The 12094-nt window shown below is 47.5% G+C and carries 14 protein-coding genes; 11 read left to right on the top strand and 3 right to left on the bottom strand.

Annotated elements, in window-relative coordinates; genetic code table 11:
* Positions 1–34: 34 nt before the first annotated feature.
* The 3 genes from LCF41_RS13740 to flgA all read right to left on the bottom strand — a co-directional run bounded on the left by LCF41_RS13740 (position 35) and on the right by flgA (position 1582).
* The gene (locus LCF41_RS13740; protein WP_225085091.1) at positions 35–469 is read right to left on the bottom strand and encodes a flagella synthesis protein FlgN; all 435 of its coding nucleotides are present in this window, start codon (positions 467–469) and stop codon (positions 35–37) included.
* Positions 470–474: 5 nt separating this feature from the next.
* Positions 475–771, bottom strand: a complete 297-nt coding sequence (flgM, locus tag LCF41_RS13735; RefSeq protein WP_225085090.1) for a flagellar biosynthesis anti-sigma factor FlgM — start codon at positions 769–771, stop codon at positions 475–477.
* A gap of 142 nt (positions 772–913) precedes the next feature.
* Positions 914–1582, bottom strand: a complete 669-nt coding sequence (flgA, locus tag LCF41_RS13730; RefSeq protein WP_225085089.1) for a flagellar basal body P-ring formation chaperone FlgA — start codon at positions 1580–1582, stop codon at positions 914–916.
* 165 nt (positions 1583–1747) lie between these two features.
* Here flgA and flgB point away from each other — a divergent pair, with 165 nt between their 5' ends.
* From flgB to flgL, 11 genes are all read left to right on the top strand, one after another.
* The gene (gene flgB / locus LCF41_RS13725) at positions 1748–2164 is read left to right on the top strand and encodes a flagellar basal body rod protein FlgB (protein WP_039298683.1); all 417 of its coding nucleotides are present in this window, start codon (positions 1748–1750) and stop codon (positions 2162–2164) included.
* Between the two features lie 28 nt (positions 2165–2192).
* On the top strand, positions 2193–2597 hold the full coding sequence (gene flgC / locus LCF41_RS13720; protein ID WP_039347429.1) for a flagellar basal body rod protein FlgC: 405 nt from the start codon (positions 2193–2195) through the stop codon (positions 2595–2597).
* 15 nt (positions 2598–2612) lie between these two features.
* Positions 2613–3293 carry a flagellar hook assembly protein FlgD gene (flgD, locus tag LCF41_RS13715; protein WP_225085088.1) on the top strand — a complete coding sequence of 227 codons (681 nt, stop codon included), beginning with the start codon at positions 2613–2615 and terminating at the stop codon, positions 3291–3293.
* A gap of 75 nt (positions 3294–3368) precedes the next feature.
* Positions 3369–4571: a flagellar hook protein FlgE gene (gene flgE / locus LCF41_RS13710; RefSeq protein ID WP_225085087.1), complete on the top strand. Its 1203-nt coding sequence runs from the start codon at positions 3369–3371 to the stop codon at positions 4569–4571.
* A 21-nt stretch (positions 4572–4592) separates the two neighbouring features.
* Positions 4593–5348 carry a flagellar basal body rod protein FlgF gene (locus LCF41_RS13705; RefSeq protein ID WP_010301656.1) on the top strand — a complete coding sequence of 252 codons (756 nt, stop codon included), beginning with the start codon at positions 4593–4595 and terminating at the stop codon, positions 5346–5348.
* A gap of 27 nt (positions 5349–5375) precedes the next feature.
* Positions 5376–6158, top strand: coding sequence for a flagellar basal-body rod protein FlgG (gene flgG / locus LCF41_RS13700; protein ID WP_039359858.1), 783 nt, complete (start codon positions 5376–5378; stop codon positions 6156–6158).
* Between the two features lie 180 nt (positions 6159–6338).
* Complete coding sequence (locus LCF41_RS13695; RefSeq protein WP_225085086.1) at positions 6339–7052, top strand: flagellar basal body L-ring protein FlgH; 714 nt, start codon at positions 6339–6341, stop codon at positions 7050–7052.
* Between the two features lie 16 nt (positions 7053–7068).
* A complete protein-coding gene (locus LCF41_RS13690; protein ID WP_225085085.1) occupies positions 7069–8178 on the top strand; it encodes a flagellar basal body P-ring protein FlgI in 1110 nt (369 codons plus the stop codon).
* Positions 8178–9140, top strand: coding sequence for a flagellar assembly peptidoglycan hydrolase FlgJ (gene flgJ / locus LCF41_RS13685; RefSeq protein ID WP_225085084.1), 963 nt, complete (start codon positions 8178–8180; stop codon positions 9138–9140). Before LCF41_RS13690 ends, flgJ begins: the two co-directional genes overlap by 1 nt.
* A 124-nt stretch (positions 9141–9264) precedes the next feature.
* The gene (gene flgK, locus LCF41_RS13680) at positions 9265–10959 is read left to right on the top strand and encodes a flagellar hook-associated protein FlgK (RefSeq protein ID WP_225085083.1); all 1695 of its coding nucleotides are present in this window, start codon (positions 9265–9267) and stop codon (positions 10957–10959) included.
* A gap of 31 nt (positions 10960–10990) precedes the next feature.
* Positions 10991–11944 (top strand): flagellar hook-associated protein FlgL, encoded by a 954-nt coding sequence (gene flgL / locus LCF41_RS13675; protein ID WP_225085082.1) that lies wholly within the window; start codon positions 10991–10993, stop codon positions 11942–11944.
* Positions 11945–12094 lie beyond the last annotated feature (150 nt).

The following is a 12094-nucleotide window of genomic DNA, read 5'->3' as shown; positions in this document are numbered from 1 at the left end:
GTAATGAAAAGTCTCCGCTGAAATGCAGAGACTTTTAGAACGTGATTTTTCTACCGCCTACTGTTACGCCTTTCGACTGGCCATCAGGACCATATAGTCCCTGATGACGGGGCTTCAGTATATTTATCGCTTCATTGGTATAGGCAATATGCCGATTCAGCAGGAGCCCGTTGTGCTTATTCTGATCGTTCAGACGTCTGGTTAACTCTTGTATCTGCTGCCAGTAAGCAGACAGCTTTTCAATGCCATCATAAGGTGCTTGCAGTTTAAGTGTTGATTCAGTTTGATGACGTCGTGTTTCCAGATGCTGCATAGTAGCCAGCAAGGAGGTTTTATTCTCTGTCACTTGTTGCAGAGCGATACTATTAATATGCCCCGCGCAAAGCAATGTTTGCTCGTCAGACATGACTGCATCAAGCTCACGCAGGTTGTGCAGCAGTTGCTCCAGAATCGATTGCAGATTTTCCATAAGTGTTAATTACCAGCTAAAAAATCCTGCGTTTCTTTTAACAATGCATCCGCGATTTTTCCGGCATCGATTTTAAGTGAACCATCACGAATGGCTTGCTTCAGCGTTTCAACACGGTTCATGTCGATATCCTGCGTACCTGGCTGCATTAATTTTGCCTGCGCATCACTCAATTTTACCTGTGTGGCGCTGACTTCAGACTGTGCTTCAGCCTGTTTAAGTTTAGTTTTAGCGATATCGCCAGATTCGCGTTGTTGCACTTGACTGACCGGCTTCAGTGACTGGGTGCGTTCAATACTCATAATACATCCCTCTGATTTGAGGATAAATAGTTAATCATCAATGTTTTGAAGGATTTTTCATCACATTGGTGTTCAATTTTAAAACGTCGTCAGTAATGACTCTGTAACTATCATCGGCAAACGTGAGCAAATCTTTAATTAATTACTGTGAGATCAGAATAATCCCATCGTCGTTCGCAATTCCGCTGATTATTTGTCCATTTGCCGTTCTGACTCTGACTGCCTGCCCAGTTGCCGCGTTGTTCATGGCTTTTCCTTCGCCATTAATCGTGAAACCTTCTCCCTGAGCGATAATCTGCACTGACTGACCTGCTTTAACGACCCAGGCGCGTCTGATCATAGAAGCTGTAATAACCTGACCCGGAGTGAGATCGCGTAGAAGGACTGCACCCTGTGCGCCCTGTAACGTCAGTATAGGGCGCAACGGTAATAAATCGAGTCTGCCTTTTGTCAAACGAATGTCTTTTTCCGTCAGTGTTGTCCCGCGGTTTATCGGCCGGGAACTGGTGACATAACTCCCCGTGACCTGCACTTCGGTTTGAATGAAGCGGCGTTGTTGCCCACAACGTACGGACAGGCTCACATTACCCCACATTTTCGTATTCCCGGGTAACGTAATTTGGGGCGCTTCGCACTGTGGCCACTGTGACTCTGGCGATTTTATCACAACGTTAACGGTGTTTGGGCTTCCCTGAAAGCGTGAGGCAAAGAATTGGTTAATTTGTGCCGGAAGGTCGTTTGCATTGACAGGAGCACACAGGGTGAAAAAACAGGACGCCGCCAGACAGAGAGAATAATATATTGTTTTCATTCCAGTTCAGCGCTCCTGATTCCGATTATGTCGGGCAATAAGTGTAACGATGTCAGCGCAAGGTTAAGGCAATAAATAGCGCTGCATTTGGTGTCTATTCGTCCGATGGCATAGCCATAATGAGAATTATCCTACCCACTCCAAATTCTAACTTGCGGAGGGAGCATGCTTGATAAATTAGACGCCTCGTTGCGGTTCCAGCAGGAAGCGTTGAACTTGCGTGCCCAGCGGCAGGAAATTCTGGCCGCGAATATTGCTAATGCGGATACACCAGGCTATCAAGCCAGGGATATCGATTTTGCCAGCCAGCTCAGTAAAACGATGGAGCAAGGGCGGGTGAACGGCACAGGTATCGCGCTGAAAACCACATCTGTACGGCATATACCGGCACAGAATTTTCAGCCGCCGGAACTTGATTTGCTCTATCGTGTGCCCGATCAGCCTGCATTGGATGGTAATACGGTCGATATGGACCGGGAACGTACTAATTTTGCCGATAATAGCCTGAAATATCAAACCAACCTGACCGTTCTGGGTGGGCAGATTAAAGGTATGATGTCGGTCTTGCAATCAGGTTCATGATCGTAGCGCGATGAGAAGGTAAAGATTCATGTCGTTATTAAATATATTCGAAATTTCAGGCTCAGCGCTTTCTGCGCAATCTCAGCGTCTGAATGTGAGCGCCAGCAACCTGGCTAACGCAGACAGCGTCACGGGTCCTGATGGCGAACCTTATCGCGCCAAGCAGGTTGTATTCGAAGTGAATGCGGCCCCAGGCCAGTCAACTGGCGGTGTGCGCGTTGCTAATGTTATTGAAGACCCATCACCTGCACGTCTGGTTTACGAACCAGGCAACCCGCTTGCTGATGGACAGGGATACGTTCGCATGCCGAATGTTAACCCAGTGGCTGAGATGGTAAATACCATTTCTGCATCACGCAGCTATCAGGCAAACGTCGAAGTCTTGAATACGACAAAATCGATGATGCTGAAGACGTTAACGATCGGGCAATAATCGGGAGACGAAATAATGTCTGTAACCATTAATGATACTTCCTCGGCAACAAAAACACAGAGTACATCGAGTACTACCTCATCTGTTGGCACTACTAGCAGCGCTGCCGACCTACAGAATCAGTTTCTGACCCTCCTGGTGGCACAGTTGAAAAATCAGGACCCGACGAACCCAATGAGCAACGATCAGCTTGTCAGCCAGCTTGCCCAGCTCAATACGGTGAGTGGTATTGAAAAATTGAATACCACCCTAGGTTCTATTTCTGGTCAAATCAATAACAACCAATCCATGCAGGCGACAACGCTGATTGGCCACAGTGTCATGATCCCAGGAAAAGACATTCTCGTGGGTAAAGAAACCAGCACACCGTTTGGCGTGGAACTGGAGAAAGCTGCAGAAGTGGTTACCGTCACTATTAATGATGCGACAGGTAAAGCCGTTCGTACAATCGAGCTGGGGACGCTTTCGGCTGGCGTTCACTCATTTAACTGGGATAGTAAACTTTCTGATGGCACGGTTGCGCCTGATGGGGCCTATACCTTCACTGTCGCTGCTAGCACGGGCGGCGCACAGCAAGTTGTTCAGCCATTGAGCTATGCGGTGGTAAATAGTGTCGTTCGCGGCGAGAGTGGTGCATTGCTGGATTTAGGACTACGTGGCAGGGCCACCATGGACGATGTCAGGCAGATTCTGTAACGCTATAAATTTCACAGTATTCCGGTGAAACGCATTACCGAGAATATGACTTAATCAATTCATCTGGAGAACGACATGGGTTTTTCTCAGGCGGTCAGTGGCTTAAACGCGGCATCTAATAACCTGGATGTTATCGGTAATAACATCGCTAACTCAGCAACAGTGGGTTTTAAATCCGGTACTGTCACATTTGCCGATATGTTTGCAGGTTCTAAAGTGGGTATGGGTGTTAAGGTTGCATCGGTATTGCAAGATTTCGGCAATGGTACCGTAACTTCCTCTTCACGAGATCTGGATATCGCGATCAGCGGCGGCGGTTTTTACCGTCTGCAAGATACTAATGGTTCCATCTATTACAGCCGTAATGGTCAGTTTATGCTGAACGGTCGTAATATCGTTAACGCTCAGGGGATGCAATTAACTGGGTATCCGACTGCGGGAACGCCGCCAGTTGTTCAAACGGGTGCCGACCCAGTACCGTTGACTGTTCCCGATGGTGACATGCTGGCGAGCCAAACAACAACGGCGTCAATTGTTGCTAACCTGAAATCTTCAGATTCGGTTCCAACGAGCGCCTGGGCCACAACGCCTGGTGCGGAAGGTACGTATAATAGTAAAACGGCGCTGACAACCTATGACAGTCAGGGTAACGTGCACAACTTTACCCTGTACTTTGTCAAAACGGCGGATAATACCTGGCAAACCTATGCCAAGGATGACTCTGTTAGTCCTGCTAATTATCAAAACGCAGGAACGTTGAACTTTGCTTCTAATGGGGCGTTAACAGGGCATACGCCTTTCAACATCACCCTCACAGGGACCAATGGTGCGGCGAATGGGCAGTTTACGCTTAATTTGACTGGCAGCGTGCAGCAAAATACCGAATATAGCTATAAGAGCCCAACCCAGAACGGTTACGCCCCAGGATCGCTGACTGGTTTTGCTATCAATGATGATGGCACGATCGAAGGTAGCTATAGCAACGGTCAGAAACAGGCGTTGGGTCAGATCCTGCTGGCTAGTTTTGCCAACCCAGAGGGTTTGTCACCTGAGGGTGATAACGCTTGGTCTGAAACAGCAAGCTCTGGTCAGGCGGTGGTTGGTCTGGCTGGCTCTGGGAGCCTGGGTAAGCTGATCGGCAAATCCACCGAAAGTTCGAACGTTGACTTAAGTAAAGAGTTGGTCAACATGATCGTTGCGCAGCGTAACTACCAGTCGAATGCGCAAACCATCAAAACGCAGGATTCCATTCTGCAAACGCTGGTTAGCCTGCGTTAATTATCCTAACGGGGACATTGCATGGATCACGCAATTTATACGGCAATGGGTGGCGCGAGCCAGTCATTGGAAAAACAGGCGATTACTGCGAACAACTTGGCGAACGCCTCAACGCCGGGGTTCCGGGCACAGCTTTCAGCACTGCGCGCTGTACCGGTCAATGGGCTGACATTGCCTACCCGTACGCTGGTTGTTGCTTCAACGCCTGGCGCTGATATGACTGAAGGCGTGATGAATTATACTGGCCGTGCAATGGATGTCGCCTTACCGAAAGAGAGTTGGCTGGCAGTACAAACCGCTAACGGCGGTGAAGCGTACACCCGTAATGGTAATATGGAGATCAACGCTGATGGGCAGTTAACTATCCAGGGGCGTGTAGTGATGGGCGACGGTGGGCCGATTGATATTCCTCCGCAGGCTCAGATCAGTATTTCTCCTGACGGTACAATTTCTGCGCTTAATGCGGGTGATCCGCCAAATACGATTGCCCAATTGGGGCGTTTGAAGCTTGTAAAAGCTACCGGACAAGAAGTTGAGCGGTCCGATGACGGATTATTCCGCTTGACGCAACAGGCTCAGCAACAACGTGGTAATGTTCTGCAAAACGATCCTACCGTACGTATTATGCCGGGTGTAATCGAAGGCAGTAATGTGAACACGGTCGATACTATGGTCGATATGATTGCCAATGCTCGCCGCTTTGAAATGCAGATGAAAGTCATTAGCAGCGTCGACGATAATGCACAACGCGCTAATCAGATATTAGCAATGGGTTAAGCGCCGAGTGCGCACAGGAGTGAATAAATGATCCGTTCTTTGTGGATTGCAAAAACCGGTTTGAATGCTCAGCAAACCAATATGGACGTTATTTCCAATAACTTGGCAAACGTCAGCACCAATGGTTTCAAGCGTCAGCGTGCGGTATTTGAAGACTTGATGTATCAAACAGTTCGTCAGCCTGGCGCTCAATCTTCAGAACAAACGATGCTACCGTCCGGTTTACAGTTAGGCACTGGTGTTCGTCCCGTATCAACAGAGCGTATTCATACTCAAGGGACGTTTTCCGAAACGGGTAACTCTAAAGACGTCGCCATTAAAGGGCAGGGTTTCTTTCAGGTTCAGTTGCCTGACGGTACCACTGCTTATACGCGTGATGGTGCTTTCCAGCTTGATGGTAATGGTCAGTTAGTGACGTCCAGCGGCTATCAGGTTCAGCCTGCAATTACTGTTCCGGCTAATGCGACAGAACTGAATATCGGTCGTGACGGTATTGTCAGCGTTAAACTGCAGGGTCAGGCAGCAACAAACCAGATTGGTCAGTTGACACTGACGACCTTTATTAACGATAGCGGCCTTGAGAGCATGGGTGAAAACCTGTATCTGGAAACTGCCAGCTCTGGTGCGCCGAATGAAACTAACCCTGGTTTGAATGGCGCGGGTCTGCTTTATCAGAAATATGTCGAAACCTCCAACGTCAATGTGGCAGAGGAGTTGGTATCGATGATTCAGACGCAGCGTGCTTACGAAATCAACAGTAAGGCAATTTCTTCTTCTGACCAAATGTTGCAGAAATTGACCCAACTGTAATGGGTAATTCGCTAATTTCAGGAGCGAGGGCGGGTGCTCTTGTTGCCTGATAGTAGCAATGTAGACAGTGTTTAACGGGGTAATGATGACCATAGGTACCCGATGAGTGGGCCGGTATGGTGTTGATTTACCCCGTGAATATGTGAAATAGATTAATTTAAGGCGATATCCGCAGTGATAATGAATGCAAAGTCGGTTATCAAACCACTCCGCCGACACTGTCTGTTGGCATTGATCGCGATGTTAGCACTTAACGGTTGCGCCTATATTCCGCATGATAAAGTTGTCACTGGGCCGACGACTGCCCAGCCTGGATCGCCTGTACTGGCCGGACCCAATGGTTCTATTTTCCAAACCGTGCAGCCAATGAATTATGGCTATCAACCGATGTTTGAAGATCGCCGCCCACGTAATGTTGGTGACACACTAACGATCGTGTTGCAGGAAAATGTTAGCGCCAGTAAAAGTTCCTCTGCCAATGCAAGCAGAGATGGTTCGTCCACATTTGGTCTGACTGCGACGCCTCGTTATCTAGAAGGCCCACTCGGCAATAACCGAGCTGCTCTGAATGCCACCGGAACAAACGAATTTACAGGTCAAGGTGGTGCGAATGCGAATAACACGTTCAGTGGCACCATTACGGTTACGGTTGGTCAGGTTCTTGCCAATGGTAACCTGCAAGTTGTTGGCGAAAAACAAATTGCCATTAATCAGGGAACAGAGTTTATCCGCTTCTCAGGTGTTGTTAATCCGAGAACGATTAGCGGCAGCAACTCGGTGCCATCCACTCAGGTTGCAGACGCGCGCATTGAATATGTCGGTAATGGCTATATTAACGAAGCGCAAAACATGGGCTGGTTACAGCGGTTTTTCCTCAATGTTTCTCCGTTCTAAGCTTAAGAGGCCTACCATGCGGATTGCATCATTTTTCACTGTACTGCTGACGTTACTGACGCTGAATATTGCCCCTGTGTCGGCAGAGAGAATTCGCGATCTGGTGAATATCCAGGGCGTACGCGGTAATGCGTTAATTGGTTACGGTTTAGTGGTTGGTCTGGACGGCTCTGGTGACCAGACTATGCAGACGCCGTTTACCACGCAAAGCTTAACTAACATGCTTTCCCAGTTAGGGATTACCGTTCCTGCCGGAACCAACATGCAGTTGAAGAATGTGGCAGCGGTGATGGTAACGGCAGAGCTTCCGCCTTTTGGCAGAACAGGCCAAAATATTGATGTCGTTGTGTCATCACTTGGTAATGCAAAGAGCTTGCGCGGCGGGACGTTGTTAATGACCCCATTAAAAGGGGTTGATAATCAGGTCTATGCCCTTGCTCAAGGTAACGTGTTGGTTGGTGGAGCAGGTGCATCTGCTGGCGGAAGCAGTGTTCAGGTTAACCAGCTTGCCGGCGGTCGAATCAGTAATGGTGCCGTTATCGAGAGAGAGTTGCCAAGCACGTTTGGCACATCGAATACCATCATGCTGCAGTTGAAGAACGACGATTTTTCGATGGCGCAAAAGGTGAGTGATGCGATAAATCGCTCGGGATACGGTGGTTCCGCGAGTCCGTTGGATTCTCGGACTATTCAGGTTCTTGCCCCGAATGGTAACAGCTCTCAGGTTCGCTTTCTGGCCGATATCCAGAATATTGAAGTGAACGTCGGTATTCAGGACGCCAAGGTTATCATCAACTCCCGTACCGGATCTGTTGTAATGAACCGCGATGTGACGCTGGAGAGCTGTGCTATCGCTCAGGGCAACCTTTCTGTGACGATCAACCAGCAAGCCAATGTTAGCCAGCCTAATACGCCATTTGGTGGCGGCCAGACGGTGGTAACGCCTCAAACCGAGATCTCTGTTCAGCAAGCAGGCGGTGCTTTACAGCGAGTCAATTCCAGTGCCAACCTCAACAATGTCGTGCGTGCACTGAATTCCCTGGGTGCGACGCCGATGGAGCTGATGTCTATTCTGCAGGCGATGCAAAGCGCTGGCTGCTTGCGTGCCAAACTGGAAATTATCTAATGAGTGATATACAGACGCTGAATAATGCGGCCTACGATGCGCAGTCCCTGAATACGCTGAAGCGTGAGGTTTCAGGCAATCCTCAAAGTAAAGAGGGTATCAGGGCAGTGGCGCAACAAATGGAAGGCGTGTTTGTCCAATTGATGATGAAAAGTATGCGTTCTGCGATTCCGCAGGATGGGCTCTTCAACAGCGATCAGACGCGTCTGTATACCTCAATGTATGATCAGCAAATTGCCCAAGAGATCTCAACGAAGGGCAAGGGACTGGGGCTGGCGGATGTCATGGTTGAGCAATTAACCCGGCAATCTCCCGATGCTACAGCCGCTAAAGCTCCGGTTCCTTCTGTTCCATTAACATTCGATGGTGATGTGCTAAAAACCATGCCAACTGCGGCAGTGGAGCAGATGGTGCGTAAAGCGTTACCTAAGCTGCCCACTACGGGGTCAGCCTTGCCGTTATCCAATAGTAACTTTGTGTCTCAGATTTCCTTGCCCGCTCAGATTGCCAGCCAGCATAGCGGCATACCTCACCATCTTATTATTGCTCAGGCGGCACTTGAGTCTGGTTGGGGTCAGCGTGAAATTCCTACCGAAGATGGGCGCCCGAGTCACAACTTGTTCGGTATCAAAGCAGGCAGTAGCTGGAATGGGCCGACAACAGAGATTACCACGACAGAGTATGAGCAGGGCGTGGCCAAGAAGGTCAAGGCTAGTTTCCGAGTGTACGATTCCTATATTGAAGCGATTGGTGACTATGTGAAATTGCTCACCAACAACCCACGCTATTCAGCGGTCATGAGTGCCGGAACGGCGGAGCAGGCAGCTCATGCGCTACAAAAAGCAGGTTATGCAACGGACCCGCAATATGCTCAGAAGCTGGTTAGCATGATCCAGCAAATGAAGAATTCAGGTGAGAAAGTGACGAAAGCATATACGCACGATTTGAGCCGCCTATTTTGATTTTTTATTCAAGATTTGCGCTGCCTGGCCGATAAAGTAATTAACTTATGTAGCGTATTTATTGCTTTCAGCATTTTGTTAATCGCACAGGGCGAAAGAGCCTGTGTAAAAGGAACAACACCCTATGTCCAATTTAATTAATACCGCGATGAGTGGCTTAAAAGGTGCACAGGTTGCGCTCAGTACCGTGAGTAACAACATCAGTAATCAGGCTGTTACTGGGTATAGCCGACAAAATGCGATACTTGAGCAGGCGACCAGCAGCAGTACATCGGCCGGATATATTGGTAATGGTGTTAATGTTGTTAGCATCAATCGCCAATACAATGAGTTTATTACCAATCAATTACGTTCTGCGCAAACAACAAGCAGCTCTGTCAATGCTTACTACGAACAAATTTCTAAGATTGATAATCTGCTAGCCAGTAGCACCACTAGTCTTTCATCAACGATACAAGGTTTCTTTTCCAATTTGCAGAACCTCACCAGTAATTCAGGTGACTCATCTACTCGCCAAACGGTATTGGGCAAAGCTGAAGGGCTGGTTAATCAGTTTAAAGTTACGGATAAATATTTACGTGATATGGACAGTGGTTTGAATACACAGATTCAAAGTACTGTTGGCCAAATTAATTCATATAGCAATCAGATTGCGTCGCTAAATAACGAAATCACGAAACTAATGGGAGCAAATAGCGGCACGATGCCTAACGATTTGCTCGACCAGCGAGATCTTTTGGTCGATCAGCTCAATAAATTAGTGGGTGTTGATGTGACTGTTCAAGATGGGACTGTTTACAACGTTGCATTGAAGAATGGTACTAATCTGGTTCAGGCGGGAGTCAGCAATCAATTGGTTGCTATTAGTTCCAGCAGCGATCCTGCTCGTCTTACCATTGGATATAAAGATCAGACCAATGATGTCGTTACATTGAATGAGAGTACGCTAACCGGAGGTTCATTAGGCGGATTGATTTCTTTCCGTACAGGAACCCTGGATGAAGCACGTAATCAGTTAGGGCAATTAGCCCTGTCATTCGCTGATGCATTTAATGCCCAACATCAGGAAGGTTACGACTATAACGGTCTGAAAGGTGGCGATTTCTTTTCCTTTGGTAAAGCGGTTGCCCTGAATGACAGTAAAAATGGCGGCAGTGCGGTATTAACACCCTCTTACACCAATACCAAAGAGGTGCAGGCAACCAATTATGCGGTTAAATATGATGGCGCTAACTGGCAAGTAACCCGTTTGTCTGACAACTCAAAATTTACGGCGACGGTTGATACTTCTGATAACAGCCTGAATTTTGATGGCATTAAGATGACGATTACGGGAACGCCCACAACGAATGACAGTTTCCTGCTTAAACCTGTTAATGATGTCATTACCGATATGTCAGTGGCTATTTCCGATCCGAACAAGATCGCTGCAGCGTCAGTTAAACTTGACGATTCGGGTAATCCTGTCGTAGATGGAAGCGGTAACCCTGTCTTTGGTGGTGTGAGTGATAACACGAATGCTAAGGCATTGCTTGCGCTGCAAAATGAGAAAATCGTGGGTGGGAAAGCGAGCGTTTCCAGTGCCTACGCCAGTCTAGTCGGTACTATTGGTAACCAAACTAGCACGTTGAAAATAAATAATACCTCGCAGCAAAACGTTGTTAAGCAATTAACAGCAGAACAGCAATCCGTGTCTGGTGTGAATCTGGATGAGGAATACGGCGATCTGATGCGTTACCAGCAATACTATATAGCTAATGCTCAGGTTATCAAAACAGCACAATCCATATTCGATGCGCTTTTAGCGGCTCGTAGCTAGTTTGACCATTTGATTGAGAGGAATTAATACCATGCGCTTAAGTACCAGCATGATATATCAGCAAAATATGCAAGGCATTCTGAATGGTCAGACCGCGTGGCAAAAAACGGGCGAGCAACTATCGACCGGGAAACGAGTTGTCAACCCATCTGACGATCCGATTGCGGCGGCGAGCATCATTATGCTTGGTCAGGCTCAGTCTGAGAACAGTCAGTACACACTGGCACGCACATTTGCTAAGCAAAGTATGTCTCTGGAAGAGTCTATTTTGGACAAGAGCACGAACACGATTAGCAGCGCATTGACCGAAGTAATCAAAGGCGGCGGTGTTCTGAGTGATGACGATCGCAAATCGGTCGCGACTTCCTTACGTGGTATGAAAGCTGAACTGCTGAATATGGCTAACAGCACTGACGGTAACGGTAATTATATTTTTGCTGGTTATAACACGGACAAGGTTCCTTTCGTTGAGGGGACTACTGGCGTGGATTATGTAGGCGGTAATCAGGCGATCTCACAACGTGTAGATGCGTCTCGGAATATGACAGTCAGCCATATTGGTTCTGCTGTGTTCAATGGCACAACTGGTGACGCTCAAGCAGAACCAGATGGTAGTATCCAGTCAGATTTGTTTGAGACTTTAGATATTGCAATCAAAGCGCTTGAAACGCCTATTGCTAATGCTGATGATGCAACAAAAGCCAGTGTAGCAGCGGCCTTAGAGACGGCAAACCGCGGTTTAAAAAACTCATTTAATAATATTTCAGCCGTTCGTGCAGAGTTAGGTATTCAGCTCAATGAGATTGACAACCTTGATGCCATTGGTAAAGATCGTGATGTAGCGAATAAGACTGCATTGGGGCAGTTGCAAGATACTGATTGGTATGACGCAATTTCGTCTTATATCATGCAAAAATCTTCTTTAGAAGCATCTTATACAGCATTTCAAAACATGCAGGGCATGTCGTTATTCCAGATGAAATAGTAGTAATAGAAAATAATTATCTATTCTACTGTACGGTTTGAATACGCTTAAACCGGGCGTATTTTTTAGGCGTGTCATTCTCTTTATTATATTGAATGACATGCCATTTTTTATCCTATAATCATTCCTCTAATTCCTTCTGTTAGTCCT

The organism is Pectobacterium colocasium (genome assembly GCF_020181655.1).
Taxonomy (GTDB): Bacteria; Pseudomonadota; Gammaproteobacteria; order Enterobacterales; family Enterobacteriaceae; genus Pectobacterium; species Pectobacterium colocasium.
The sequence above is the reverse complement of the archived record's forward strand: the minus strand, read 5'-3'. Positions and strand labels throughout refer to the sequence as shown.

Bases quoted from the DNA above. Each gene is read 5' to 3' on its own strand.
- flgJ (WP_225085084.1), top strand. From the start codon at position 8,178: ATGAGTGATATACAGACGCTGAATAATGCGGCCTACGATGCGCAGTCC.
- flgL (WP_225085082.1), top strand. From the start codon at position 10,991: ATGCGCTTAAGTACCAGCATGATATATCAGCAAAATATGCAAGGCATT.
- flgC (WP_039347429.1), top strand. From the start codon at position 2,193: ATGTCGTTATTAAATATATTCGAAATTTCAGGCTCAGCGCTTTCTGCG.
- flgM (WP_225085090.1), bottom strand. From the start codon at position 771: ATGAGTATTGAACGCACCCAGTCACTGAAGCCGGTCAGTCAAGTGCAA.
- flgD (WP_225085088.1), top strand. From the start codon at position 2,613: ATGTCTGTAACCATTAATGATACTTCCTCGGCAACAAAAACACAGAGT.
- flgB (WP_039298683.1), top strand. From the start codon at position 1,748: ATGCTTGATAAATTAGACGCCTCGTTGCGGTTCCAGCAGGAAGCGTTG.
- LCF41_RS13695 (WP_225085086.1), top strand. From the start codon at position 6,339: ATGAATGCAAAGTCGGTTATCAAACCACTCCGCCGACACTGTCTGTTG.
- flgK (WP_225085083.1), top strand. From the start codon at position 9,265: ATGTCCAATTTAATTAATACCGCGATGAGTGGCTTAAAAGGTGCACAG.
- LCF41_RS13690 (WP_225085085.1), top strand. From the start codon at position 7,069: ATGCGGATTGCATCATTTTTCACTGTACTGCTGACGTTACTGACGCTG.
- flgA (WP_225085089.1), bottom strand. From the start codon at position 1,582: ATGAAAACAATATATTATTCTCTCTGTCTGGCGGCGTCCTGTTTTTTC.
- flgE (WP_225085087.1), top strand. From the start codon at position 3,369: ATGGGTTTTTCTCAGGCGGTCAGTGGCTTAAACGCGGCATCTAATAAC.
- LCF41_RS13705 (WP_010301656.1), top strand. From the start codon at position 4,593: ATGGATCACGCAATTTATACGGCAATGGGTGGCGCGAGCCAGTCATTG.
- flgG (WP_039359858.1), top strand. From the start codon at position 5,376: ATGATCCGTTCTTTGTGGATTGCAAAAACCGGTTTGAATGCTCAGCAA.
- LCF41_RS13740 (WP_225085091.1), bottom strand. From the start codon at position 469: ATGGAAAATCTGCAATCGATTCTGGAGCAACTGCTGCACAACCTGCGT.